The sequence below is a fragment of the Devosia ginsengisoli genome (genome assembly GCF_007859655.1).
GTDB classification, from domain to species: domain Bacteria; phylum Pseudomonadota; class Alphaproteobacteria; order Rhizobiales; family Devosiaceae; genus Devosia; species Devosia ginsengisoli.
The window spans coordinates 4197978-4222773 of sequence record NZ_CP042304.1 but is presented as its reverse complement, the minus strand read 5'-3'; the positions used below and the strand labels follow the sequence as shown (position 1 = coordinate 4222773).

The window sequence follows — 24796 nt, the reverse complement described above, 5'->3', positions numbered from 1 at the left end:
TCGCCGTCCTTCGGGATGGCGGCGGCACCCTGTTAGAGCATTGCTCTAATCGTTGTTTGTCGCGCTTCCGAACCGCAAAATCGGAAACCACTTTTGCTGGAAGCGCTCTACTTGCCTGCCCGCGGGACCAGCCCCGCCGACCGGAGACGAAGAATGGCCGAACTCAGCCTCAAGCGCGTGGAAAAGTCCTTCAACGAGGCCCATATCATCAAGGGTATCGACCTCGAAGTTTCCGAAGGCGAGTTCGTGGTGTTTGTCGGCCCGTCGGGCTGCGGCAAATCCACCCTGCTGCGCATGATTGCGGGCCTGGAAGAGGTCAGCGCCGGCGAAATCGAGATCGGCGGCCGCATCGTCAACGACCTGCCCCCGGTGCAGCGCGGCATCGCCATGGTGTTCCAGAGCTACGCGCTCTACCCGCATATGACGGTCTACGAAAACATCGCCTTTCCGCTGCGCGTCGAGCGCCTGCCCCAGGCCGAGGTCGACAAGCGTGTCGATGCCGCGGCCAAGGTGCTGCAGCTCGAATCCCGCCTGCAGCAGCGCCCCGGCACGCTCAGCGGCGGGCAGCGCCAGCGCGTCGCCATCGGCCGCGCCATCGTACGGCAGCCGCGGATTTTCCTGTTCGACGAGCCGCTTTCCAACCTCGACGCCGCACTCCGCTCGGAGATGCGCATCGAGCTGATGGAGCTGCACAAGCGCCTCGGCTCGACCATGATCTATGTCACGCACGACCAGGTCGAGGCCATGACCATGGCCGACAAGATCGTGGTGCTCGATGCCGGCACGATTTCCCAGGTCGGCTCGCCCCTGCAGCTTTACCACAAGCCCGACAACCTGTTCGTGGCCGGCTTTATCGGCTCGCCCAAGATGAACTTCATCAATGGCACGGTCAGCTCGGCCGATGGCACGACGGCCGTGATCGACTTGGGCGAATTGGGCACGATCAGCCTGCCGCGCCAGTCCAAGGCCATTGCCGGCCAGACCGTCACCATCGGCATTCGCCCCGAACACCTGCATCTGGGCAAGAGCGAGGGCGAGTTCACCCTTGGTGTCATCCCCAATATCGTCGAGCAGCTCGGCATCCATACGGTCACCTATTCGACACTGCCGGGTGGCGAGAATTTCATCGGCCTGTTCGAGGGCGACCCCAACGTGCCCGAGGGCCAGAAGCTCGAGATCAGCTTCGCGCTGGATCAGGTCCACCTCTTTGACCAGGCGGGGCTGGCGGCCTACTAGCCACCAGACCGCCACGGAGGGGAAACCATGCTGGACATTGTCGGCCTGCTGCAGACCGAGAAGAACGAGTTCACCCGCTCCGAACGCGCCTTGACCGAAATCGTGCTGGCCGATGTCGACAGCGTGCTCAAGATGAGCATTGTCGACCTGGCGGCGCAGGCCGATGTGTCTCCGCCTACGGTGACCCGCTTCTGCCGGCGGCTGGGCTGCGACAGCTATGCGGATTTCAAGGTGCGACTGGCCCAGTCGCGCTTTGTCGGCCAGCGCTATTTCGCCCCGGCGGCGGGCCCGTCCAGCGTAAGGGAAATCGCCCAGGGCGTGGTCAACGGCATCCAGTCGACCATATACGAGACCTTCGACCATCTCGATTTCGATGCGGTGGAGCGGGCTGCCGAGAGCATCGTCAAGGCCGGCTTCGTGCTGGCTTTCGGCTCGGGCGGCTCGTCATCCATGGTGGCGACCGAAACCGAGGTTCGGCTGTTCCGGCTGGGCCTCAAGATCGCCTCGTCTACCGACCATCAGGTGCAGATGATGCGGGCGGCGTCCTCGCCGTCGGGCACGGTCATCCTCGCCTTCTCGCTGTCGGGCAACAATTTGCCGCTGGTGCGGGCGATGAGCGTGGCTGGCGAATATGGCCATACGCGCATTGTCATCACCCGCTCGCATTCATCCATGGCCGAGCAGGCCGATATCCTGCTGCCGATCGACCGGCGCGACAATCCGGACATATTGCGGCCGACACCCGGCCGCTATGCGCTGCTCGCCGCAGTGGACATTCTCGCCCAGACCGTGGCCACGCGGCTGGGCTCGCCCGCCATTGCCAGCATGCGCCGCATCAAGCACCAGCTCGTCGTCAACCGCGACGGCGACGACGCCCAGCCGCTGGGGGATTGAACACCAACCGTGCCACGCCCTCGTGGTTCGAGGGTCGCTACGCTCCCGCCTCACCATGAGGGCTACTGAAGCGCCTCACTCAGAGTAGCCCTCATGGTGAGGTGCGAGTTCTTCACGAGCCTCGAACCACGAGGGCGTGTCCACAAATTCACAACGAGTTTTCCCATGACCATCGCCTTTTCCCTCGTCACCACCTGGACCCCCGCCAAGGATGGCGAACCGCTCGGTTATGGGATCGAGCTGACCAATACCGGCGATGCGCCGGTCAGCAATTTCCAGCTCGGCTTTTCGGGGCCGGCGCGCATCGATCCGCATGCGACGCTGGAGAATGGCAAGCTGGTCAAGCGCCTGTCCAACCACACGCTGATCGCGCCGCCCGATGGTTTCGTGCTGGAGCCGGGGCAGACCTGGAAATCCACCGCGCGCGGGCTGTCCTATGGTTTGCGGCATTGGAGCGACGGGGCCAATAGCGGCTATGTGGCGCTGGGTGACGGCACGATCGTGACGCTGGCGACGGCGCCCACTCAGGCCAAGGGGCACAATTCGCCACTGCTCAAGGGCGCGGCGAAATTCCCGGTGCCGGCCAAGGCGCCGGTGGCGGTTTCGATCATTCCCTGGCCGAAATCGGTGGCCACTACGGGGGCTCGCACGGCGCCTCCGGGTCTCGACCTGAAGCCCGAGGGCAGCGAGGCCGGCAAGGCGGCGGCGGGTTTTGCAGGGCTCGTCGCGGACCTTTTTGCGGTGGAAGGGCTGGTGCGCCCGGCCTCGGAAGCGGGCATGCCGGTGGCCATTCGGCACAAGGCTGGGCTGGGCGCGGAGGCCTATGAGTTGAGCTTTGCGGAAAACGGCGCCAGCGTGGAAGCCAGCACGCGGCAGGGCATGTTCTATGGGCTGGTGACGCTGGGGCATATCCTGCGCGGGGCCAGGCAGTATCCGCAGACTTTCGTCTTTCCGACCGGCGGCGTGATTGCGGACGAGCCGGGCTTTGCCTATCGCGGCTGCCATCTCGATGTGGCGCGCCAGTTCTATTCGGGCGCGGAAGTCAGCCGGCTGATCCAGTTGATGGCGTGGAACAAGCTCAACAAGTTCCACTGGCACCTGAGCGAAGACGAAGCGTGGCGCGTCGAGATATCCGCCTATCCGCAGCTCACCGAAATCGGCGCCTGGCGCGGCCATGGCAAGGCGCTGCCGCCACTGCTGGGGTCGGGGCCGCATCCGACGGGCGGCTATTATTCCAAGGCGGTCATCCGCGAAATCGTGGCCCTGGCCGACAGCCTCGCCATCTCGGTCATCCCCGAAATCGACATGCCGGGTCACTTCTATGCCGCGCTGCAGGCGCTGCCGGAATTGCGCGACCCCAACGAGACCGGCGAATACCAGTCGGTGCAGGGCTTTCCCAATAACAGCCTGAATCCGGCGCATGAGCCGGTCTATGCCTTTGTCGAAAAGGTGGTCGACGAGGTGCTGGAGCTGTTCCCGGCGGGGATATTCCATCTGGGGGCCGACGAGGTGCCGCTGGCCGCCTGGTCGGGGTCGCCGCTGGCGCTCGACATGATCGAAAAGCTCGGCGGCAGCGAGATGCGCAAGAAGCATGAGCGGCAGTTCAACCAGCTCGGCAATCATGGCGGGGCCGACGAGATCGAGGGCTCGCCCACGGCGCTGATCCAGGCGGCGTTTATTCGCCGGGTGCATGAGATCATCAAGAAGAAGGGCGCTATAACCGGTGGATGGGAAGAGGCCGCGCATGGCGATGCCGTCGACAAGGACAAGGCCTTCGTCATCGGCTGGCGCAATGTGGAGATCAATGCCGAACTGGCGGAACGGGGCTATGACATCGTGGTGTCGCCCGGGCAGCGCTATTATCTCGACATGGCCAATGGCGTGGCCTGGGCCGAGCCGGGCGCCGGCTGGGCCGGCTGGTCGGGGCCGCAGGAAACCTATGAGTTCGAAAGCCGTGAAGGCATGTCGGAACAGGGGCTCAAGCATCTGCTGGGCGTTCAGGCCTGTATCTGGAGCGAGAGCATGACCGACCGCGCCATTTTCGACCGGCTGGTGTTTCCGCGGCTTTCGGCCGTGGCCGAGGCGGGCTGGACCCTGCCCGAGCGCAAGAGCTGGAACCGGTTCAAGTCGCTCGTGGGCACTATGCCGATTATGTATGGGAACTGGGCGGCGGAGTGAGGTGGAGCTGGGTGGCTCCGGTCACTATTCGATGCCAGATGAAGCTTCGACACCCCCTCCCTAGCTCTGCCAAGGCCCTGCGGGCCAGGCGGCGCTACCCTCCCCTCAAGGGGGAGGGTGGGCTGGAGCCGAGGATATCGCCATGATCAGGGACGTTCAGCCGCCCTCTCCTGTGCGCTTGGCTAGGATGGATTGCACGGTTTCGGCCAGTGGCGCTTCGGGGATAGGGCCGGCTTGGCTCATGGCGTCCTGTATGGCGGCGATTTCGCGGGCCAGGGCGCCATGCAGGCCCAAGGCATCGAGCGTAAAACCGCTTTCGCGCATTTCGGCGGCGCGGCGGTGGCCGTGGCGCGTGGTGCGCTCGAACTGGTAGGCGGCGAAGCGCGACCAATCGAGGCCCGGAAAAGATGCAGAGAGCGAGGCATAAATCTCGTCGAAGCAGCCCGAGGCGCGGGCGGCCAGCAGGGTTTCGACGGTGATAGCTTCGAGGCCTTTGACGAAGAGCGAGCGCACCATCTTGATGGCGGTGGCCGCGCCCGGCTCGGGCCCGACCACGCTGGCGGAAAAGCCCAGAGCCAGCAATTGCGGCAGGAGGGTTTCGGCGGGCGCGCCGGCCAGCAGGACGGGCGTGGCATGCTTTTTGGGGTGGACCGGGGCCATGACGGCCATGTCGAGATAGTGCGCGCCGGCCGCTTCGACCGCCGCTGCCGTTTCACGCTTGCGGGTGGGGGAGACGGAGTTGATGTCGATGAGGACCTGGCCCTGCCGCAGATGGGGCAATAGAGGGGTGACGGCGAGCAGGCTTTGATCGGCGGTGACGGCGCTGAAAATCCAATCGGCTTCGGCAAGGCCGGCGATGGCGACGGGCATGGCGCCGCGCAGTTTCATCGCCTCGCGCATGGCGCCATCATCCTGGTCGAGCAGGATGTCATAGGCCAGCACTGACCGGGCCAGGCCATCGTGAAAGGCCCGGGCCGCTTCGCCATATCCGAGGAATCCGATTTTCACCTGCACCTCCTGCTAGTGCTGGAATACCACGGTCTTGTGCTTGTTAATCAGCACGCGATCCTGCAGGTGCCAGGCGACGGCGCGGGCGAGGACGCGGCGTTCGATGTCGCGGCCCTTGCGCACCAGATCGTCGGGCGTATCGGCATGGCTCACCGGCTCGACATCCTGGCAGATAATGGGGCCTTCATCGAGGTCGGCGGTGACGTAATGGGCGGTGGCGCCGATCATCTTCACGCCGCGCTCGTGGGCCTGATGATAGGGTTTTGCGCCCTTGAAGCCGGGTAGGAAGGAATGGTGGATATTGATGCAGCGACCGGCGAGATAGGCGGAGAAATCGTCGGAGAGGATTTGCATGTAGCGGGCCAGCACGACCAGTTCGGCGCCGGTCTGTTCGATGATGGATTTGACCCAGGCTTCCTGCTCGGCCTTGGTTTCTTTCGTCACCGGGCGATAGTGATAGGGAATGCCTTCCATCAGGGTGAGGTTCAGGGCCTCACGCGGGTGATTGCTGACGATGCCCACCGCCTCGATATGCAGCTCGCCGATGCGCATGCGATAGAGCAGGTCGCCCAGGCAGTGATCGAATTTGGAGACGAGGAACAGCACCTTGCGCTTCTGCCCGGCGGGGCGCAGCGAGAAATCGAGCCTGAGGCTGGCTACTTCCGCGGCGATGCCGGCGCGGAAATCGGCCTCGGATGCGGCCATGGAAAAGCCGACGCGCATGAAGAACATGCCGGTGGCCGGATCGTCGAACTGGTGCGCCTCGAAAATATCCCCGCCATGGCTGGCGATGCGCGCGGCCACGGCCGCCACGATGCCGCTGCGATTGCTGCATCGCAGGGTGAGAATGTAGTCGGTCACTGTGGTCAGCCCCTTTTGCCCACGGGGGGCGTGCCATGGGTGTGGAAGGTGTCGATGGTCTTGAGGCCCCAGGCCTGGCCCTTTTTCGCTCGGTTTCGGTCCAGGTCACGGTGGGCCAATCGGGCCGCAGGATCAGCCGTGCCCCGGCATTGGCCAGTTCGACACGGTTGCCCGCCGGCTCCCAGACATAGAGGAAGAAGGTGCCCTGGATGGCGTGCTTGTGTGGGCCGGTTTCGATATGGACGCCGTTTTCGAGGAAGATATCGGCGGCGCGCAAAATGTCCTCGCGCTGGTCCACGGCATAGGTGACGTGGTGGAAGCGACCGGTTTCGCCGGTGTGATCTTCCGAATAGGCGACGTCATAGCTCTTGTTGTTGACGGTGAACCAGCAGCCGCCGAGGCGCCCGTTGTCGAGCAGGATTTGCTCGGTGACGCGGCTGCCCAGGGCCTCGGTCATGAAGGCCTTGATGGCACGCACGTCTTTGGCGAGCAGGTTGAAATGGTCGAGGCGGCGGGGTGAGCAGCCGCGGCCATGGTAGCGCTGGGCGATATTCTTGAGCGCCGGGCGCTCTTCGGGCGGCGCTTCATAGACGCGTGTGTCGTAATAGAGCTCGAAAATGTGACCGTCGGGATCGGTGAAGCGGAAGGCGCGGCCGTGGCCGCGATCGCCGTCGACCCAGCCGATGGCGCAGCCCATGGCCTCGATGACCTTGACCCGCCGCTCCAGCGCCTCGGGCGATGAGGTGCGGTAGCCAACATGGCCGATGCCGGTCGTGTGGTGGCGGGTGAGCTTGAGCGTGTGGAATTCATAATCGTCGAAGGCGCGCAGCCAGGCGACGCCATCCTCGACCAGGCTCGGTGTCAGCCCGTAGACGCGGGTGAAGAAATCGAGACTTTCCTCGAACCGGTCGGTATAGAGCTCGATATGGCCGAGATGGGCGACGTCGAAACACGGCTCGGCCATGGCAATTTCCTCCCTTATCCCCCGCGCGCGGAATGCAGCGGCCCGCCCTTTGGGCGTGTTTTGCGCGGCCTTGTGTATGCACTATGCGATATCGCATAGAGGGTTGCAACGGCTGTCTATTGCTGAATTTGCCTGATATCGGCGGTTTTTCGACTCTTCTTGATTCGACTCGCAATCACTATGTATACATAATGCGAGCAAGGAGGATCGGTATGGCACTGCTGAATTTCGATATGCGGCGGGACGCGCTGGCACCACAGGCGCGCATTGCCGATGCGATCGGCGGCTGGTCCATCGAGGTCATGCCGCGTACTGCTGCCAAGGTGGAGAACTTCCGGGCGCTGCTGCCTGAAGGTACGCTGGTCTATGTGGCCCATATTGCCGGCACCCCGATTGAGGACATGGTGGCGACGGCGCGGCGGCTGCATGACGAGGGCTTTGCCGTGATGCCGCATTTTCCGGCACGGGGCATTGCCGACCGGGCCATGCTGGAGGACTGGATCAGGCGCTATCGCGACGAGGCGGGCGTTAGCCGGGCGCTATTGCTGGGCGGAGGCAATGCGGCGCCGGTGGGGGGATTTCCACTCTTCGATCCAGTTGATCGAGACGGGACTGTTCGACCGGCACGGCTTTACCCGATTGCATGTGGCGGGGCATCCCGAGGGGAACAGGGACATCGACCAGGGGGACAGCACCGCCAATGTCGATGGCGCGCTGATGTTCAAGCAGGATTTTTCGACGCGCACCGATGCTGACATGGCCATCGTGACACAATTTGCCTTCGACACGCGGGCGGTGACAGCATGGGCCGAGCGCATTGCCGATATGGGCGTGACGCTGCCGATTCATGCCGGCATTGCCGGGCCGGCCAAGCTACAGACACTGATCCAGTTTGCGCTGAGCTGCGGGGTTGGGCCGTCGGTCAGCGTGTTGCAGAAGCGGGCGCGCGACGTGACGCGATTGCTGATGCCGTATGAGCCGACCGAGGTGGTGGCCGGGTTTGCCGACTATATGGCGCGGCATCCCGATAGCCTGATCAGCCAGTTGCATGTGTTCCCGCTGGGCGGGATCAAGACGGCTGCCGAGTGGATGAACCGGCATGTGGCGGAAGAGGCGATGCTGGAAGCCAACTGAGGCGGCGTATACATTCGACATGGATTGGGCGCTGAAGCGGCGTTGATACTTGCCGAGCAGGCCTCGGCCTGTGTACACGAACAGGCAGGACTGCGCCGCATCAGGAGACTCAACGATGACCACTGCCCGCCCCCCTTTCCGTGCCGACCATGTCGGATCGCTGCTGCGCAATTCGGCGGTGAAGGAGGCGCGGCATCGCTATTTCGATGAGAAGGCCATTCCGCGCGAGGAACTGGCCGCTGTGGAAGACGCGGCGATCCGCGACGCCATCAAGCTGCAGCAGGATGTGGGCCTGCCCGTGGTGACCGACGGGGAAATCCGCCGCTCGTTCTGGCACTACGATTTCATGCAGGAGCTTGAGGGCTTCAAGTTTGTCGAGCGCGATGTGGCTACCGGCCACAATTTCAAGGGCGCCAATACGCGGCCGATTTTCCCGACCATTACCGGACCGGTGGATTTTCCCGCAGACCATCCGATGCTGGAACATTTCAAGTTCGTGGCGGCCAATACCAGCGTGATGCCGAAAATCTCGATTCCGGGACCGAGCTGCTGCCATTTCCGCGTCGCCAATGACGATATCGGCCACAAGCCCTATCGCGACGATCTCGAGCTGCTGTTCGCCGACCTGTCCAAGGCCTACAAGAAGGCCGTGCAGGCGTTTTACGACGCGGGTTGCCGCTATCTGCAGATGGACGATATTTTCTTTGCCTATCTGTGCGACCCCAAGATCCGCGCCGAGAAGCAGGCGCAGGGGCTCGATCCTGATTGGCTGATCGAAAGCTATGCCAAGATGATGCATGACGCGATCGACGGGCGGCCGGACGACATGGTGATCGGCATGCATATGTGCCGGGGCAATTTCAAATCGACCTGGATTGCCGAAGGTGCTTATGACCCGGCGGCCGATGCCGTGTTCAACAAGACCGGCGTCGATATCTATTTCATGGAATATGACACCGAGCGCGCCGGCGGACTCGATCCGTTGCGGCTGTTGCCCAAGGGGAGCAAGCGGGTGATGCCGGGCTTCATCACCACGAAGGTGGGTGAACTCGAGGACGTGGACAGCCTGCGCCGGAAATTCGACGAGGCGGGCAAGTTTGCCGATCTGGAGCAGATGGGGATTGCACCGCAATGCGGGTTTTCGTCCACCGAAGAGGGCAACGCGATTACCGTGGATGACCAGAAGCGGAAGCTGGAACTCGTGGTGAAGACGGCCGAGGCGATCTGGGGTTCGGTGTAAGCTGGGGCTGGACGTTAGCCCACCGCGCGTCACCCTCGGGCTTGACCCGAGGGGTCTGCACTTGCGGTGCGTTCGTCAAGTATAGGGCCCTCGGGTCAAGCCCGAGGGTGACGATTGAGTGTGGGGCGAGTGCGGTAGAACAGAGTCCCATTCACGGCGTCATTCCCGCGCAGGCGGGAATGACCCGGTGGGAGGCAGGTGAATAGTCCTAAGCCCCCAGCTTCAACCCCAGATAGCGCTCCAGCGTGGCATTATCCCGCAGCAGGTCCGCCGACTTCGCCCTGTGGGCGATCATGCCGCGTTCGAGGATGATGGCGTCCTGCGTCAGGCGCAGGGCGACTTCGGCGTGTTGTTCGACCAGCACGAGGGCAATGCCCTCGTCGGCGGCCATCTGGCGGACAGCACCGGTGAGTTCTTCCACGATGATGGGGGCCAAGCCCTCGAAGGGTTCGTCGAGCAGCAGCACGGACGGATTGGTCATCAGGGTGCGGGCGATGGCGAGCATCTGCTGTTCGCCGCCGGAGAGCTGGTTGCCCATATTGGCGCGACGGTCGGCGAGGCGCGGGAAGAGCGCGTAGATGGCGGTGAGATTCCAGCGGCCGGGGCGGGCGATGACGGTGAGGTTTTCCTCGACAGAGAGCGAGGGGAAGATATCGCGCTCCTGCGCCACCCAGCCTAGGCCGAGGCGGGCGCGTTTATGCGGGGCGAGGCGGGAGATGTCCTGGCCGCGCCAGTGGATCGACCCGCGGGCGACGGAGACGAAGCCCATGGCGGTGAGCAGGAGCGTGGTCTTGCCCACGCCGTTGCGGCCGAGCAGAGCCAGACTCCCATTGGCCGGCAAGGCGAAGGAAATGCCGTCGAGCACGACGGCTTCGCCATAGCCGGAGCGGACGTCGCGGAATTCTAGCAGCGGCTCAGCCATGTCCATGCCCCAGATAGACCTCGCGCACGCGTGGGTCGCTGCGCACGGTTTCGGGATCGGCTTCGAGCAGGACGCCGCCGCCCACCAGCACGATGATACGGGTGGCGAATTTGAAGACGATGTCCATGTCGTGCTCGATGAAGAGCACGGAAATGTCGGATGGCAGCGCCGATATGACCGAGAAGAGGGCCGCGCTTTCATCCTTGGGCACGCCGGCCGCCGGCTCGTCGAGCAGCAGGACGCGCGGGCGGGTGGCCAGGGCCAGGGCGATTTCGAGCAGGCGCTGCTGGCCGTAGGGCAGAGTGCGGGTGGTGCGGGTGGCCACATCGGCGAGGCCGAGCTGGGAGAGGATGGTGAAGCTCTCCTCGATGGCATCGCCATGGGCGGCGAGCCGCTTCCAGAACTGGCCGGCGGTGCGCTCGCGCTCCATCACCGCCAGGGTGACCGCCTCGATGGGGGTAAGATCGGGGAAGAGCGTATTGATCTGAAAGGTGCGGCTGAGGCCGCGGCGCACGCGATGGGCCGGGGCGAGGCTGGTGATGTCGCCGCCTTCGAGTTCAATGCGGCCGGCATCGGGCTTCAACTGGCCGGTGAGCAGGTTGATCAGCGTGGTCTTGCCGGCACCATTGGGGCCGATCAGGGCGTGGCGGGCGCCGCGCGGCAAAGCCAGGGCCACATCGCGGGTGACTTCGAGCTTGCCGAAATTCTTCCGGAGCGCTTCGGCGCGCAATACGATGTCTGGCTCGGCCATCATTTGCGCCGCTCCACGATGCGGGCGAGGAAGCCCAGAATGCCCTTGGGCATGAAGAGCACGACGACCATCAGCAGGATGCCGATGCCGAAATACCAGTATTGCGGATTGATGCCCGCCAGTTGGTCGCGCGCCACGAGGAAAATGATGGTGCCCAGAATAGCGCCATAGAGCCGCCCGGTGCCGCCCAGGATGAGCATGACGACGACGTCGGCGGAGCGCTCGAAGCTGAGGGAATCCAGCGCCACCGTATTGGTGGTCTGCGCCATCAGCGCACCGGCCAGACCGGCGATCGACGCCGAGATGGCGTAGATGAGCCGGAGATGGCCCTTGTGGTCGGCGCCGATGGCGGGCATGCGCTTGACGTTTTCGCGGATGCCGCGCAGGGCCAGGCCGAAGCTGGAATTGACCAGCCGCCGGCTCAGCAGGAAGCAGAGGAACAGCACGGCCAGGGCATAGGCATAGCCGGTATAGCCCCAGAGATCGAATTTGAACTGGCCGAAAATGGGCCAGGTGCGGATGCCGCGCAGGCCATCGGTGCCGCCGGTCAGCCAGGGCAGGGCATTGGCCAGTTCATAGGTGAGGAAGCCCAGGCCGAGCGTGACCATGATCAGCGCCAGATGCTGCACGCGGGTGATGAGGAAGCTCACGATATAGCCGATGACGCCGGCAAAGAGGCCCGCCATCAGCAGGCCGGAAATCGGCTCGCCCCAACCGCGCACGCTGATGACGCCGGCAAAGTAGGCGCCGAGGCCAAAGAACATGGCGTGGCCCAGCGTGACGATGCCGGCATAGCCCAGGATCAGATCGACCGAGATGGCGAAGAGCGCGGCAATGGCGATCTGGCTGGCCAGCGGCAGATAGGTGGGGAACAGGATGAAGGGCAGCAGGGCCGCGAGCCAGAACAGGATTTCGAACGGCGACCAGCGGCTGCGACGGCGCAGCCAATCACGGGATCTCGACGGGGGCGGGAACGGGCGTGGTCATTGGTCCCCTCCCCTAGCGCTTGCCGAAGAGGCCGAGCGGCCGCACGAGCAGGATGGCCACCAGCAGCAGATAGATGAGGAAGCTGCCGATTTCGGGCCAGAAATATTTGCCGGCGACATCGCCAATGCCGAGCAGGGCCGCGCCGGCGAAGGAGCCTGATATGGAGCCGAGGCCGCCGACGGAGACGACGATCAGCACATAGACCAGCATCTGGAAGCCGAAGGAGGGTGAGAGGCCGACAATCTCGACCGCCAGTGCGCCACCGAGGCCGGCAAGGCCGCAGCCCAAAGCGAAGGTGATGGCGAAGACGCGCTCGACATCGAGGCCGAGGCCCTGGGCCATGCGCTGGTTATCCACGGCGGCGCGGATCTGTGCACCGAGGCGGGTACGCTCCAGCCCGAAGACGAGCAAGGCGGTGATGATGAGCGCCACCAGGATGATAAAGGCGCGATAGATGCCGAAGCGGACGCCGCCGATTTCGGCCGAGCCGCGCAGCCAATCGGGCAGGATGATGACCTGCTGCACGGTGCCGAAGGTGAAGGTGGCGGCGGCGGCCGCGACGAAAACCACGCCGATGGTGAACAGCACCTGGTTGAGCTCGCCGGCCTTGTAGAGCCGGCGGAACAGGGTGCGCTCGATGAGTATGCTGAGCAGGGCCATGGCGATGAAGGCCAGAGGCAAAGCGGCAAGGAAGGGCAGGCCGAGCTGGCGCATGACGGTGACGGCGACATAGCCGCCGAACATGCCGAAGGCGCCATGGGCCAGGTTGATGAAATTCATCATGCCCAGGGTGACCGACAGGCCGACCGAGAGCAGGAACAGCAGCATGCCGAAGGCAAAGCCGTCGAACAGGACGATGACAATCTGGCTGATCATAGAGCCGTTCCTACCAGATCATGCTGCATGTTGGTCAAATTGATTGCCCTGTTTTCCGGTGCAGACGTCCACCGACGCATCAGTCGTCTCCCTCCCCCTTGTGGGGAGGGATCAAGGGTGGGGGTATGTTTCCACATACCCAAGATCATATTCAACCTGATGGATCGGAACCCCCACCCTCATTCCCTCCCCACAAGGGGGAGGGAGGCCGATCGGGGCTCTCGGGCTTCAGTTATTCAGTCCGAAGCCTTTACTGCGCGGCGCCGTGCAGGGGGTCCTTGACGTTGGGGATCTCGTGCACGATCACGTTCTGCAGCTCGCCATCCACTTCCTGGATTTCGCGGATGTAGACGGTCTGGATGACGTCGCGGGTTTCCGGATCGATGGACATCGGGCCGCGCGGGCTGTCCCAGGCCATGCCCTTGGCGGCTTCGACCAGGGCATCGCCGCTGGTATCGCCATTGGTGGCCTTCACCGCCTCGTAGATGAGGTGCATGCCGTCATAGCCGCCGATGGAGAACAGGTCGGGCTCGCGGCCATTGTTGGCGGCCGTGTAGCCATCGACATAGGCCTTGTTCAGCGGATCGTCGCGTTCCAGCGTGTAGTGGAAGGTGGTGATGATGCCGCGGGCGGTTTCACCCATGCTTTCGAGGGCTTCGGGGTGGGTCAGCTCGCCCTGGCCCAGCACCTTGATATCGGGCGGAGCGAGGCCGCGATCGACCAGCGCCTTGCCAATGGCAGCAGGCTGGGCGCCGCCGGGCACGAAAATGTATACAGCCTCGGGGTCGGCGTCGGCCACGCGCTGCACATAGGCGGAGAAATCGGGGTTGGCGACCGGAGTGCGGTCGGCGCCGACAATGGTGCCGCCGGCTTCGGTGAAGCCCTTGGCGAAGGAGGTCTCGGCGTCGATGCCCGGGCCGTAATCGGCGACCAGCGTATAGGCCTCGCGGATGCCCTGTTCATAGGCCCAGGTGCCGAAGGCATAATTGAGCTGCGGGATGGTGACCGAGGTCCGCACGATATAGGGCGACTGTTCGGTGACGACCGAGGTGGCGGCATTCATCACCACCATCAGCTTCTGCGCTTCGGTGGCGATTTCGGCAGCGCCGAGAGCCTCGGGCGTCAGGGCGAAACCGGCGAGAATATCGACATTATCGCGCACGACCAGTTCCTGCGCCAGGCGCCGGGCCACGTCGGGGGCCGGGCCGCCGGTGTCGCGCTTGATGAGTTCGATCTTGCGGCCGGCAACCTCGTCGCCATGCTCGGCGATATAGAGATCAATGCCGGCCTGGAGCTGGTTGGCGGCATCGGCGAAAGGCCCCGAATAGGGCAGGATAACGCCGATCTTGAGCGTTTCCTGCGCCACGGCGCCTGATGACCAGGCCACACCAAGCCCAAGCACCACGGCCAAAGCTGTCGATTTCAACATGAAGTCCTCCCTCTGAATTGACTTGATGGCGCCGGGTCTTTGCGACCTCATTGGGTGCCATCGCATCCAGAACTGTATACACGATGCGCGGTTTCGCCAAGGGGAGGCGTGGGACAAACGGCGCGCATCAATGCCGGCCGAAGCGCGGCGGCAAAAGTCCACCGCGGCGCTAAGCCATTGAAAAACAATGGCGCGCCGAGATGGGTGGAACAGGTCGCTTTTTTCTGCCTGCGGTGTTCGCGCTTGCTTCTCCGTTCCTGCCGCTAGACCCGTTCGAGCGCGACAGCGATGCCCTGGCCGACGCCGATGCACATGGTGGCCAGCGCCAGCTTGCCGCCGCCCAGAGCCAGTTCCAGCGCCGCCGTGCCGGCGATGCGGGCGCCGCTCATGCCGAGGGGATGACCGAGCGCGATGGCGCCGCCATTGCGGTTTACCTGCGCTGCGTCTTCGGCAAGGCCGAGATCACGCAAGACGGCGATGCCCTGGCTGGCGAAGGCCTCGTTGAGTTCGATGATGTCGAAATCGGCCGGGGACAGGCCGAGGCGGGCGCAGAGTTTTTTCGTCGCGGGGGCCGGGCCCATGCCCATGATGCGCGGCGGGACACCAGCCGTGGCACCGCCCAAGATGCGGGCAATGGGGGTGAGGCCGTGTTTTTTCGCGGCGGCTTCGCTGGCGATGATCAGCGCCGCGGCGCCATCATTGACGCCGGAGGCGTTGCCGGCGGTCACCGTGCCATTGGGGAAGAGCGGGCGGAGTTTGGTGAGGGTTTCCACCGTGGTGCCGGCGCGCGGATGCTCGTCGGTATCGACGATGATCGCGTCGCCCTTTTTCTGCGAAATGGTGACGGGGACGATTTCCTTGGCGAGGCGTCCGTTCTGCTGTGCGGCCACGGCCTTGTCCTGGCTGCGCACGGCGAAGGCGTCCTGCGCTTCGCGGCTCACGCCGAAGTCCTGGGCGACATTCTCGCCGGTCTCGGGCATGGAATCGACGCCGTATTGCGCCTTCATCAGCGGATTGACGAAGCGCCAGCCAATGGTGGTGTCGTAAATCTCGGCATTGCGCGAAAAGGCGGTCGCGGCCTTGGGCAGCACGAAGGGCGCACGCGACATGCTTTCGGTGCCGCCAGCAATGAGCAGTTCGGCCTCGCCCGACTTGATAGCGCGGGCGGCGGTGATCAGCGCGTCCATGCCCGAACCGCAGAGGCGGTTGATGGTGGTGCCGGGCACGCCGACCGGCAGGCCGGCGAGCAGCAGGCTCATGCGGGCGACGTTTCTGTTATCCTCGCCGGCCTGGTTGGCATTGCCGAAGATGACGTCATCGACGGCTTCCCAATCGACGCCGGCATGGGCTGCCATCAGTGCCTTGAGCGGGATGGCGCCGAGATCGTCGGGGCGGACGGCAGAGAGCGCGCCGCCGAAACGGCCGATAGGGGTGCGCTTATAGGCGCAGATATAGGCTTCCGTCATCACGAGACCTCCGGCGCGACGAGATCGGCGATAGGGCCGGGAACGAGCAGTTCGCCCCCGGTCACCGCCTGCAATTGTTCGATTGTGAGGCTGGGCAGTTTTTCGCGCAGCACGAAGTGGCCGTTCTCGATGTCGATGACGGCCAGGCTGGTATAGACGCGGGTGACGCAGCCGACGCCGGTCAGCGGCAAGCTGCAGTTTTTCACCAATTTGGGGCGACCATCCTTGGTGACATGATCGGTGATGACGGCGACGCGTTTGGCGCCATGTACCAGATCCATGGCGCCGCCCACGGCGGGCACACCCTTGGGGCCAGTGGACCAATTGGCCAGGTCGCCATTTTCGGCCACCTCATAGGCGCCCAGGATCGCCACATCGAGATGGCCGCCGCGCACCATGGCGAAACTGTCGGCATGATTGAAGAAGGCGGCGCCGGGCTTGAGCGTTACGGCCTTCTTGCCGGCGTTGATGAGGTCCCAGTCTTCCTCGCCGGCGGCGGGGGATTCGCCGAAATTGAGGATGCCGTTTTCGGTATGGAAAATGGCCTGCCGGCCGGGCGGCTGGAATTTTGCCACCATTTCGGGGAAGCCGATGCCCAGATTCACATAGGCGTCGTTTTCGATATCCTGCGCGGCGCGCCAGGCGATCTGGGCGTTGGAGAGTTTGTCGGTCATGCGTATGCCACTCCATCGCGCATCAGCGCTTCTTCCTGTCGCGCATCGGCGACCTCGACCACGCGATTGACGAAAATGCCGGGCGTGATGACCTGTTCGGGATCGATCTCGCCCGGTTCCACCACGCGCCTCGCCTGGACCACGGTCACCTTGGCGGCTGCCGCCATCAGGGGCGAGAAATTGCGGCCGGCCTTGCGATAGGTGAGGTTGCCCTGCCGGTCGGCCAGTTCGGCCTTGAGCAGCGCCACATCGGCCTTGAGCCAGCGCTCCTGCACGTAGGAACGGCCGTCGAATTCGGCCACCGGCTTGCCCTTGGCGAGATCGGTGCCGAAGCTGGTGGGCGTATAGAAGGCGGGAATGCCGGCGCCGCCGGCGCGGATACGCTCGGCCAAAGTGCCCTGCGGCACCAGTTCAAGCGCGATCTGGCCGGCCAGATATTTTTCGGTGAAGGCGCGCGGATCGGCCGAACGCGGGAACGAACAGATCATCTTGGCGACCATGCCGGCATCGATCATGGCGGCGATGCCGATGCGGCCATTGCCGGCATTGTTGTTGATGATCGTCAGGTTGCCGGGGCTGCCGGTGGCCTTGTAGCGATCGATCAAGGCGTGGATCAGCTCGATCGGCGCGCCGGAGCCGCCGAAGCCGCCAATCATCAGCACCATGCCATCCTCGATATCGGCTACCGCGGCAGCAAGATCGGTGACCGTCTTGTCCATAGGCGCATTCCCCCTGACAGTAATGGGGTGAAATAGGCAGCGGCGGCGCTGGGTCGCAAGGCATTTTGTGCGATATGTTGCATTTGTTCGAATATCGCACAAACAGGAGGAAGATGATTGGGGGTTCTGTAGTGGTTGGAGGGAAGGGCGAGCGTGGGGGAGTGTTCCCCTCGGAAGCATGAGCCCTCTACCCCTCTCCCCTCGTGGGAGAGGGGGAAATCCGCGTTCAGCGGATTTCCGGGTGAGGGGCTGCGTTATCCCATGCTTCAATGTCTGCAGATCCCTTGGTGCCCCCTCATCCGCCCTTCGGGCACCTTCTCCCACGAGGGGAGAAGGGAAGGCGCCCAAGCGCCCGAAGTAAACACTCCCCCTTGAGGAGGGTAGCGGCGCCTGAACACTCCCGGGCGTGAGGGATGCGCGTGGGGCGGGCGCCACGCGCCCGACCTCGTGGTTCGACGGGCTCACCATGAGGTCTCCGGGAGGGCGGCGTTTTGGTGCCGCGCTAGCTTTCCGGGCGGTTGCGGAAGGCGGCGGGGGTTACGCCGAGGACGCGTTTCAGGACGCGGGTGAAATAGGCCGGGTCCTCATAGCCCAGCCCGGCGCCAATCTGCTTGATGGTGAGGGTGGAGAACAGTAATTGCCGCCGTGCCTCGAGGGCGATGCGGCGCTCGATGACGGTCAGGGCCGAAATGCCGAGTTCCTGCCGGCATACGCGGTTGAGATGGGTCTGGCTCAGGCCCAGTTCGGCGGCGTAATCGGCAATGCGGCGGGTCTCGCGAAATTTCCGGTCGACCAGAAAGCGGAAGGCATTGGCATGCAGCCTTGCGCGGGCGGCGCCCTGGCTGCGCGGTGCCGGCAGGTGACGGGCGCGATGCAGGGCCACCTGTAGCAGGGTGATATGGGCGCGCATCGCCAGATCGTGCCAGCCGCCCGGCCGATCGGCTTCGGCCAGCAAGGTATCCAGCGCCGCATTCACCTCAGCCGTGCCGCTGCCGATAACGCCTGATGGCGGCGCCTCGAACTGCTCGGCCAGGTCGCGCTCCAGCAAGGTCACCACCACGCCTTCGACATCGTGACTGAACACGTAGCCATGAACGGTCAGCGCCGGCACCACGACGATCACCGGAGGCTTGAGATCGAAGCCGGTGCCGTCGAGCGTTACATGGCCCCAGCCGCCGGTGAGGCTCAGGAGCTGGAAGAAGCGCTCATGCCGGTGCGGGGCAATGCGATAGCCATGCAGGCGACTGCGCGACTGGATGGTTTCCCAATGCAGCCAATCCTGCTGGCGGCCGCCATCTTCCTCGCCATAGAGCGCATATGTCGGAACCCGGTTCATGTTCGGATAGTGCAAGAGATTGCATGCCCTGTCCATTCACCAACCCACCCCTACCCGCGCATGCTGGCGCCAGGAGTGGGAGAACCAAGTGCGCAGTCAGGTTGTCATTGTGGGGGCGGGTCCGGCGGGGCTCATGCTGGGGCGACTGCTCGAACTGGCCGGGGTCGAGACGGTCATTGTGGAGCGCAAGAGCGCCGAATACGTGCTGGGCCGCATCCGCGCCGGGGTGCTCGAACAGGGCAGCATGGCGCTGATGGACCGGGCGCAGGCGGGGCGGCGCATGCATGAGGAGGGGCTGATCCACCAGGGGGTGGAACTCAGCTTCGACGGCGCTAGCCAGCGCGTGGATTTCGAGGCGCTAATCGGCCGCCATGTCATGGTCTATGGCCAGACCGAGGTGACGCGCGACCTGATGGCGGCGCGGCAGGCCACGACCATCTACGAGGCCGGGGATGTCGCGCTGCACGATTTCGACGGCAAGCCCTCTGTCACCTATGTGAAGGATGGGGTGACGCAGCGGATCGACTGCAATTTTATCGCCGGCTGCGACGGCTATCACGGCGTGGCGCGGGCCAGCGTTCCAGCCGCGGCGCTGACCACGTTCGAACGGGTCTATCCGTTTGGCTGGCTTGGCGTGCTGGTCGACCGGCCGCCGGTGGCGCATGAGCTGATCTATGCACATCATGAACGCGGTTTCGCGCTCTGCTCGCAGCGCTCACCCAGCCGCAGCCGCTATTATGTGCAGGTGCCGACGGACGAGAGGATAGAGAACTGGTCGGATGACCGCTTCTGGGACGAGTTGCGCCTGCGGCTCAACCCGGCCGCGGCCGAGGCGCTCAAGACCGGGCCGTCCATCGAGAAATCCATCGCGCCCCTGCGCAGCTTCGTGGCCGAGCCGCTGCGCTTTGGCCGGTTGTTCCTGGCCGGTGACGCCGCCCATATCGTGCCGCCGACCGGGGCCAAGGGGCTGAACCTGGCGATGAGCGACGTGGCTGTCCTGGCCGAGGCGCTGATCGAGCATTTCGTCGAGCGGTCGGATGCGGGGATCGATGGCTATTCGAGCAAGGTGCTTGACCGGATCTGGAAGGCCGAGCGCTTCAGTTGGTGGATGACCAGCCTGCTCCACACTTTTCCGGAAACCGGGGCTTTTGGCCGGCGCATTCAGCGGGCGGAATTCGACTATCTGGCCGGGTCGGTCGCGGCGCAGCAGAGCCTGGCGGAGAATTATACGGGGCTGCCGCTTTAGAGGAGGCGAAGGGACTGAGGAGTGGCTATCAGTCCCGGAATTACCCCCTCCCTAGCTCTGCTACGGCCCTTTGGGCCTAGCGGCGCTACCCTCCCCTCAAGGGGGAGGGTGAGCAGGGACACGAAGAACCGCCAGCTATCCCTCCAGCAAGCGCCGGGCGATGTCAGCGCATTGTTTGCGGATGTCGGGGACCGCTTCGATCTCGAAGAAGCGGCCGCGGGTGAGCGGGCCGACGGCCAGCAGGTGGGACGAGGTCGCGCCAGCAGCGGTGATGACGCAGCAGTTTTCGTCGACATCGAGACCGATATGCAGCGGGTCGGGCCGACCCGTGCCGTTGGCGATGAGGTCGCGGATGATGGGATTGGAGCTGGTTTCCACATCGACCGTGACGCCGCCGCAATCATAGACGCGGGCCACATCCAGGGCCTGCCGATCCTGCTGTCCGCGCGGCCTGATCGTGGCGCGGACGCCGGCGCCATGGCGCTCGATGCCGACGAATTCGGCGGCGATGAGCTGGACCTGCCCGCCGGCAATGGCGGCGCTCAGTCGCTCATGCTGTTCGGGCGGCAGGCGATGGCGGTGGATGTTCCACCACGGGCGAAGGTGGCGCAGGGCCTGGCGCTTGGTATGTTCGGTCCAGCTCTGCCAGATGCGCTGGTTGAAGGGGCGCAACCCGTCGATGACGCTGCGCCAATCACTGCCCTGGGCCTCGGTGTCGGCGACCAGCGCGCGGAACCAGGTGAGGAAATGCGGCAGGCTGGTGCCGAAGGGCACCTCGGCTTCGTCGATCGGCAAAGCCGGGACATCGCGGTGGCCCTTGGGCAGGAAGCCGTTGCGCGAAACGACAAGAATGGGGCCGCGATGCTCGATCTGGGCCAGCGACAGCCAGGTATCGACCATGCTGAGGCCGGAACCCAGGATCATGACCGGGGCGTCGGGATCGAGCGGGGTATCTTCGGGCGAACCGATGCGCACGGCGATGCCGCGACCGCGGGCCGGCTGGGTTTCGTGGCCCACGGCCAGCACGGCGTGGTCGCTGGCGATGATGGTGCCATTGGCCAGCACGGTTTCGACGTCGGTCGCGCCCTGCCGCACCGCCACGGCCTCTTCGGCCTGGACGGTGAGGCGGCCGGGGCGCAGGCGGGCGGCCTCGCCCAGCACATGTTCGAGATAGGTGCCGTAGAGCCGGCGCGGCACGAAGACCCAGGAGCCGGTGGGGCTGGGATAGTTCTGCGCCTGCAGCCAGCGCCAGAAATGGTCGGGATCGTCGGCGAAGGCGCTCATGCCGCGGGCGGGCACATTGACCTTGTGGTCGCGCTGGCTGGCCGAATAGGCCACGCCCTGCCCGAATTCACCGCGCCGTTCAAGCAGGGTCACCGCGATGTCGGAGGCGGGGTCGCGCAGGAGATGGGCTGCCAGCAATACGCCGCTGGCGCCACCGCCAATGATGGTCACGGAAGGTCGGCCTTGATCGGTCACTTGCGCCTCCCGGTGGCTGCCACATCAGCGGTAAACTGGTCGTCATGCAGAATGTTCATAATGTCCACCGATCGTGTAGACAATGTGCTTCGCGATGATTTTGCGCCAATTGACGGTTTTGTAGTTTCTGGTTGCGTCATGCGGCAGGTGTGAAGCAGGCGATTTCGGCGCGCCGACCCGACATATTGGTCATGGAAGCTCGCCCTGCCCTATGCTCTAGTGTCCTGATCATATCGAGGATGGAACCGTGAGCGACAGGCAGCCCCGCTACAAAACCTACAACCACCCCGCCGGCGGCTGGGGCGCGGCTGCGGCCACAGCCAAGGTGCTGATGGAGCAGAGCGTGGTCGGCAAGGGCTCGCGGGCGCTGCTGACCATGAACCAGCCGGGCGGGTTCAAATGTCCGAGCTGCGCCTATCCCGACCCGGAATGCAAGAAGACGCTGGAATTCTGCGAGAACGGCGCCAAGGCGCTGGCGCATGAGGCGACCAAGTTTCGAGTGACGCGGGAATTCTTCGAACAGCATTCGGTCAGCGAACTCATGGCGCAATCCGACTATGAACTAGAAATGCATGGGCGGCTGACCGAGCCGATGCGCTATGACGCGGCGAGCGATCATTATGTGCCCTGTTCGTGGGATGATGCGTTCGGGCTGATCGGGCAGCATTTGCGGGCGCTGGAGAGCCCGGACGAGGCCGAGTTCTATACGTCGGGGCGCACGCCCAACGAGGCGGCCTTTCTCTATTCCATCTTCGTGCGCGAATTCGGGACCAACAATTTCCCCGACTGCTCGAATATGTGCCACGAGCCGACCAGCCGCGGGCTGCCGCACTCCATCGGGGTGGGCAAGGGCACGGTGGTGCTGGAGGATTTCGAGCATACCGACGCCATCTTCATCATCGGGCAGAATACCGGGACCAATGCGCCGCGCATGATGACCAACCTGGTGGAAGCCCGCAAACGCGGCGTGCCAATCGTGGTGGTCAACCCTATGCCGGAGCGGGCGCTGATCCGCTTCACCGAGCCGCAGGATGTGGTGCAGATGGCGACGATGGGCTCGACGCCCATTGCCAGCGAATTCGTGCATATCAAGATCGGCGGCGACCTGGCTCTGCTCAAGGGCATGATGAAGGTGATCTTCGAGCGGGAAGCGGCGGGCGAGGCCATCGTGGACCGGGAGTTCATCGCCGAACATACGCTGGGATTCGAGGCCATTCGCGACGATGCTATGGCGCAGGACTGGGCGGAGATAACAGCGGTTTCGGGCATATCCGAGGAGCAGATCCGGCGCTGCGCTGAAATCTACATTCGCTCCAAGGCGACGATGATCTGCTACGGCATGGGCATAACCCAGCACCAGCAGGGATCGCGCATGGTGCAGCAGATTGCCAACCTGCTGATGCTGCGGGGCAATTTCGGTCGACCCGGCGCCGGCATTTCACCCATTCGCGGCCATTCCAACGTGCAGGGCGACCGCACGGTGGGGATCGATGAAAAACCGACCCCGGCCTATCTCGACCGGGTGCGCGAGGTGTTCGGGTTCGAGCCGCCGCGCGAGCATGGCCACCATACGGTGGAATCGGTCGAGGCAATGAAGAGCGGCCAGGCCAAGGTGTTCATCGGGCTGGGCGGCAATTTCGTGCGGGCCGTGCCCGATACCGAGCAGGCCTATGCGGCGATGCAGAAACTGGCGCTGACGGTGGGCATCGCCACCAAGCTCAATCGCGGACACCTGGTGCATGGGCGCGATGCGCTGATCCTGCCAGTGGTGGCGCGATCGGAATATATCCGCACCGGCAAGGGCGAGCAGTTCATCACCATCGAGGATTCGATGTCCAATGTGACGGCATCGCGCGGGGTGCTGGAGCCGGCCAGCGTGGATTGCATGCCGGAGGTGGAAATCGTGTGCCGCATGGCCATGGCGACACTGCCCGACAGCAAGGTGGATTGGGCCAGCTATATCGATGATTATGATGCTATTCGCGGCAGCATTGCAGCGGTCTACCCGCAAATCTATGCCGACTTCTCGGAGCGGATCAAAGCGCCCAAGGGGTTTCATCTCGACATTCCGCCACGGCGGCGGGTGTGGCCGACGCCCAGTGGCAAGGCCAATTTCCTGCTGTTCGAGGGGCTGCATGTCGATGCGGTGATCGAGGATGACACTATGCTGCGCCTGGCCACGGTGCGCTCGCATGACCAGTTCAACACCACGATCTACAGCTATAATGACCGCTATCGTGGGGTCTACAATGACCGCATGGTGCTGTTCATGAACGAAGAGGACCGCAAGGCACGCGGGCTGGAATCGGGCCAGAAGATTGCGCTGGAGACCATTGCCGGCGATGGGGTTGAGCGGCGGATCGCTGATCTGACCGTGCTCGACTATCCGATGCCGCGGGGCGCGGTGGCCGGCTACTATCCGGAGCTCAACCCGCTGTTGCCGCTGGACTATTACGACCGCATCAGCGGCACGCCGGCCGCCAAATCCGTGCCGGTGCGGGTGGTGCGGGAAGGCTGATGGATAGGCCTTTGGAGGCGCAGGGGCGGCGGGCGGTCGAGACCGGGCTGGATCGTCTTGGGCTGGGGCTTGGCCCGGAGGGCGATGCAAGGATGACGCGCAGCGTGCCGGTCGAGGCGCCGGTGGCCTTCGATGTGTGCGGCATCGGCTATGCGGTCATGATGGCGACGCCGGCGGACCTGGTGGACTATGCCACGGGCTTTGCGCTGAGCGAGGGGCTGGCCAGGGGACCCGAGGATATTCTCGATGTGCAGGCCCATGCGGTGGAGGGCGGCTTCGTGGTGCGGCTGAACCTGCCGCCTGATGGCGCGCAGAAGGCCATGGCACGGGCGCGGACCAGGGTCACAGAGAGCAGTTGCGGGCTGTGCGGCATCGACAATATCGAGCAGGTGCTGCGCCCCCTGCCCCCGGTTATCGCCCGGATCAGCGTGGAGCGGGAGGCCATTGTGCGGGCGCTGGCGGAGTTGCCGGAGCACCAACCGCTCAGCCGGGAAACCGGGGCGGTGCATGGGGCGGCGTTCTGCCTGCCTGACGGCGCTATCGTCATGGCGCGCGAGGATGTGGGCCGGCACAATGCGCTCGACAAGCTCATCGGCGCGCTGGCGCGGCAGGGGATCGATCCGGCGACGGGCTTTTTCCTGCTGACGGCGCGGTGCAGCTATGAACTGGTCGAAAAGACCGTGCGGGCGGGCTGCCCGATGCTGGTGACCATTTCGGCGCCGACCACGCTGGCGGCCGAGCGAGCAGAGGCGGCCGGGCTGACGCTAGTGACACTGGCGCGCCCCGATGCGGCGCTGGTGCTGAGCGGGCGGGACAATATTTCGGGACATAGCAGCATCGTGCCACGACCTCGTGGTTCGACACGCTCACCATGAGGT

General features: G+C 64.4%; 21 protein-coding genes and 1 pseudogene. 9 read left to right on the top strand and 13 right to left on the bottom strand.

Annotation, left to right across the window (positions count from 1 at the left end; translation table 11 throughout):
* Positions 1 to 153 precede the first annotated feature (153 nt).
* From FPZ08_RS20580 to FPZ08_RS20570, 3 genes are all read left to right on the top strand, one after another.
* On the top strand, positions 154 to 1236 hold the full coding sequence (locus FPZ08_RS20580) for an ABC transporter ATP-binding protein (RefSeq protein WP_146292420.1): 1083 nt from the start codon (positions 154 to 156) through the stop codon (positions 1234 to 1236).
* Positions 1237 to 1263: 27 nt separating this feature from the next.
* Entirely contained in the window at positions 1264 to 2130 is an 867-nt protein-coding gene (locus FPZ08_RS20575) for a MurR/RpiR family transcriptional regulator (protein WP_146292418.1), read from the top strand.
* Positions 2131 to 2295: 165 nt separating this feature from the next.
* Positions 2296 to 4308, top strand: coding sequence for a beta-N-acetylhexosaminidase (locus tag FPZ08_RS20570; protein WP_146292416.1), 2013 nt, complete (start codon positions 2296 to 2298; stop codon positions 4306 to 4308).
* A 156-nt stretch (positions 4309 to 4464) separates the two neighbouring features.
* On the opposite strand, the gene FPZ08_RS20565 is transcribed toward FPZ08_RS20570, so the two are convergent.
* The 3 genes and pseudogenes from FPZ08_RS20565 to FPZ08_RS20555 form a co-directional block, all read right to left on the bottom strand.
* Complete coding sequence (locus FPZ08_RS20565; RefSeq protein WP_146292414.1) at positions 4465 to 5316, bottom strand: NAD(P)-dependent oxidoreductase; 852 nt, start codon at positions 5314 to 5316, stop codon at positions 4465 to 4467.
* Positions 5317 to 5328: 12 nt separating this feature from the next.
* Positions 5329 to 6186, bottom strand: coding sequence for a formyltetrahydrofolate deformylase (gene purU / locus FPZ08_RS20560; protein WP_146293367.1), 858 nt, complete (start codon positions 6184 to 6186; stop codon positions 5329 to 5331).
* Positions 6183 to 7141 (bottom strand): annotated as a pseudogene (locus FPZ08_RS20555) (VOC family protein). The gene purU and the pseudogene FPZ08_RS20555 overlap by 4 nt, the downstream one beginning before the upstream one ends.
* Positions 7142 to 7353: 212 nt before the next feature.
* Between FPZ08_RS20555 and FPZ08_RS22520 the strand changes: the two are divergent.
* The 3 genes from FPZ08_RS22520 to FPZ08_RS20545 all read left to right on the top strand — a co-directional run bounded on the left by FPZ08_RS22520 (position 7354) and on the right by FPZ08_RS20545 (position 9515).
* Positions 7354 to 7896, top strand: a complete 543-nt coding sequence (locus tag FPZ08_RS22520; protein ID WP_246132743.1) for a hypothetical protein — start codon at positions 7354 to 7356, stop codon at positions 7894 to 7896.
* Positions 7859 to 8275: a methylenetetrahydrofolate reductase gene (locus tag FPZ08_RS22515; protein ID WP_246132742.1), complete on the top strand. Its 417-nt coding sequence runs from the start codon at positions 7859 to 7861 to the stop codon at positions 8273 to 8275. Before FPZ08_RS22520 ends, FPZ08_RS22515 begins: the two co-directional genes overlap by 38 nt.
* A gap of 115 nt (positions 8276 to 8390) precedes the next feature.
* Positions 8391 to 9515, top strand: a complete 1125-nt coding sequence (locus FPZ08_RS20545) for a 5-methyltetrahydropteroyltriglutamate--homocysteine S-methyltransferase (protein WP_146292412.1) — start codon at positions 8391 to 8393, stop codon at positions 9513 to 9515.
* Positions 9516 to 9723: 208 nt separating this feature from the next.
* Here the strand turns inward: FPZ08_RS20545 and FPZ08_RS20540 are convergent, their stop codons facing one another.
* The 9 genes from FPZ08_RS20540 to FPZ08_RS20500 form a co-directional block, all read right to left on the bottom strand.
* Positions 9724 to 10437, bottom strand: a complete 714-nt coding sequence (locus FPZ08_RS20540) for an ABC transporter ATP-binding protein (RefSeq protein ID WP_146292410.1) — start codon at positions 10435 to 10437, stop codon at positions 9724 to 9726.
* Positions 10430 to 11188 (bottom strand): ABC transporter ATP-binding protein, encoded by a 759-nt coding sequence (locus FPZ08_RS20535; protein ID WP_146292408.1) that lies wholly within the window; start codon positions 11186 to 11188, stop codon positions 10430 to 10432. Before FPZ08_RS20535 ends, FPZ08_RS20540 begins: the two co-directional genes overlap by 8 nt.
* The gene (locus FPZ08_RS20530; RefSeq protein ID WP_246132940.1) at positions 11188 to 12096 is read right to left on the bottom strand and encodes a branched-chain amino acid ABC transporter permease; all 909 of its coding nucleotides are present in this window, start codon (positions 12094 to 12096) and stop codon (positions 11188 to 11190) included. The genes FPZ08_RS20535 and FPZ08_RS20530 overlap by 1 nt, the downstream gene beginning before the upstream one ends.
* A 91-nt stretch (positions 12097 to 12187) precedes the next feature.
* Positions 12188 to 13051, bottom strand: a complete 864-nt coding sequence (locus FPZ08_RS20525) for a branched-chain amino acid ABC transporter permease (RefSeq protein ID WP_146292404.1) — start codon at positions 13049 to 13051, stop codon at positions 12188 to 12190.
* Between the two features lie 250 nt (positions 13052 to 13301).
* A complete protein-coding gene (locus tag FPZ08_RS20520; RefSeq protein WP_146292402.1) occupies positions 13302 to 14480 on the bottom strand; it encodes an ABC transporter substrate-binding protein in 1179 nt (392 codons plus the stop codon).
* A 263-nt stretch (positions 14481 to 14743) separates the two neighbouring features.
* On the bottom strand, positions 14744 to 15946 hold the full coding sequence (gene pcaF / locus FPZ08_RS20515) for a 3-oxoadipyl-CoA thiolase (RefSeq protein WP_146292400.1): 1203 nt from the start codon (positions 15944 to 15946) through the stop codon (positions 14744 to 14746).
* Positions 15946 to 16620 carry a 3-oxoacid CoA-transferase subunit B gene (locus tag FPZ08_RS20510; RefSeq protein ID WP_146292398.1) on the bottom strand — a complete coding sequence of 225 codons (675 nt, stop codon included), beginning with the start codon at positions 16618 to 16620 and terminating at the stop codon, positions 15946 to 15948. Before FPZ08_RS20510 ends, pcaF begins: the two co-directional genes overlap by 1 nt.
* Complete coding sequence (locus FPZ08_RS20505) at positions 16617 to 17339, bottom strand: 3-oxoacid CoA-transferase subunit A (RefSeq protein ID WP_146292396.1); 723 nt, start codon at positions 17337 to 17339, stop codon at positions 16617 to 16619. The genes FPZ08_RS20510 and FPZ08_RS20505 overlap by 4 nt, the downstream gene beginning before the upstream one ends.
* A 502-nt stretch (positions 17340 to 17841) precedes the next feature.
* The gene (locus FPZ08_RS20500; protein ID WP_146292395.1) at positions 17842 to 18675 is read right to left on the bottom strand and encodes a helix-turn-helix domain-containing protein; all 834 of its coding nucleotides are present in this window, start codon (positions 18673 to 18675) and stop codon (positions 17842 to 17844) included.
* Between the two features lie 88 nt (positions 18676 to 18763).
* Here FPZ08_RS20500 and pobA point away from each other — a divergent pair, with 88 nt between their 5' ends.
* Positions 18764 to 19921 (top strand): 4-hydroxybenzoate 3-monooxygenase, encoded by a 1158-nt coding sequence (gene pobA / locus FPZ08_RS20495; RefSeq protein ID WP_146292393.1) that lies wholly within the window; start codon positions 18764 to 18766, stop codon positions 19919 to 19921.
* Between the two features lie 135 nt (positions 19922 to 20056).
* Here pobA and FPZ08_RS20490 read toward each other — a convergent pair whose 3' ends face one another.
* Positions 20057 to 21400, bottom strand: a complete 1344-nt coding sequence (locus FPZ08_RS20490; protein ID WP_146292391.1) for an FAD/NAD(P)-binding protein — start codon at positions 21398 to 21400, stop codon at positions 20057 to 20059.
* A gap of 247 nt (positions 21401 to 21647) precedes the next feature.
* On the opposite strand from FPZ08_RS20490, the gene FPZ08_RS20485 reads away from it, so the two are divergent.
* Both FPZ08_RS20485 and fdhD read left to right on the top strand, forming a co-directional pair.
* On the top strand, positions 21648 to 23918 hold the full coding sequence (locus FPZ08_RS20485) for an FdhF/YdeP family oxidoreductase (RefSeq protein ID WP_146292389.1): 2271 nt from the start codon (positions 21648 to 21650) through the stop codon (positions 23916 to 23918).
* On the top strand, positions 23918 to 24793 hold the full coding sequence (fdhD, locus tag FPZ08_RS20480) for a formate dehydrogenase accessory sulfurtransferase FdhD (protein ID WP_146292387.1): 876 nt from the start codon (positions 23918 to 23920) through the stop codon (positions 24791 to 24793). Before FPZ08_RS20485 ends, fdhD begins: the two co-directional genes overlap by 1 nt.
* Positions 24794 to 24796 lie beyond the last annotated feature (3 nt).

What these genes read in the sequence shown, in the direction of transcription:
- FPZ08_RS20580 (WP_146292420.1), top strand. Translation starts at nt 154, where the DNA reads ATGGCCGAACTCAGCCTCAAGCGCGTGGAAAAGTCCTTCAACGAGGCC.
- FPZ08_RS20575 (WP_146292418.1), top strand. Translation starts at nt 1,264, where the DNA reads ATGCTGGACATTGTCGGCCTGCTGCAGACCGAGAAGAACGAGTTCACC.
- FPZ08_RS20570 (WP_146292416.1), top strand. Translation starts at nt 2,296, where the DNA reads ATGACCATCGCCTTTTCCCTCGTCACCACCTGGACCCCCGCCAAGGAT.
- FPZ08_RS22520 (WP_246132743.1), top strand. Translation starts at nt 7,354, where the DNA reads ATGGCACTGCTGAATTTCGATATGCGGCGGGACGCGCTGGCACCACAG.
- FPZ08_RS22515 (WP_246132742.1), top strand. Translation starts at nt 7,859, where the DNA reads ATGTTCAAGCAGGATTTTTCGACGCGCACCGATGCTGACATGGCCATC.
- FPZ08_RS20545 (WP_146292412.1), top strand. Translation starts at nt 8,391, where the DNA reads ATGACCACTGCCCGCCCCCCTTTCCGTGCCGACCATGTCGGATCGCTG.
- FPZ08_RS20540 (WP_146292410.1), bottom strand. Translation starts at nt 10,437, where the DNA reads ATGGCTGAGCCGCTGCTAGAATTCCGCGACGTCCGCTCCGGCTATGGC.
- FPZ08_RS20535 (WP_146292408.1), bottom strand. Translation starts at nt 11,188, where the DNA reads ATGGCCGAGCCAGACATCGTATTGCGCGCCGAAGCGCTCCGGAAGAAT.
- FPZ08_RS20525 (WP_146292404.1), bottom strand. Translation starts at nt 13,051, where the DNA reads ATGATCAGCCAGATTGTCATCGTCCTGTTCGACGGCTTTGCCTTCGGC.
- FPZ08_RS20520 (WP_146292402.1), bottom strand. Translation starts at nt 14,480, where the DNA reads ATGTTGAAATCGACAGCTTTGGCCGTGGTGCTTGGGCTTGGTGTGGCC.
- pcaF (WP_146292400.1), bottom strand. Translation starts at nt 15,946, where the DNA reads ATGACGGAAGCCTATATCTGCGCCTATAAGCGCACCCCTATCGGCCGT.
- FPZ08_RS20510 (WP_146292398.1), bottom strand. Translation starts at nt 16,620, where the DNA reads ATGACCGACAAACTCTCCAACGCCCAGATCGCCTGGCGCGCCGCGCAG.
- FPZ08_RS20505 (WP_146292396.1), bottom strand. Translation starts at nt 17,339, where the DNA reads ATGGACAAGACGGTCACCGATCTTGCTGCCGCGGTAGCCGATATCGAG.
- FPZ08_RS20500 (WP_146292395.1), bottom strand. Translation starts at nt 18,675, where the DNA reads ATGAACCGGGTTCCGACATATGCGCTCTATGGCGAGGAAGATGGCGGC.
- fdhD (WP_146292387.1), top strand. Translation starts at nt 23,918, where the DNA reads ATGGATAGGCCTTTGGAGGCGCAGGGGCGGCGGGCGGTCGAGACCGGG.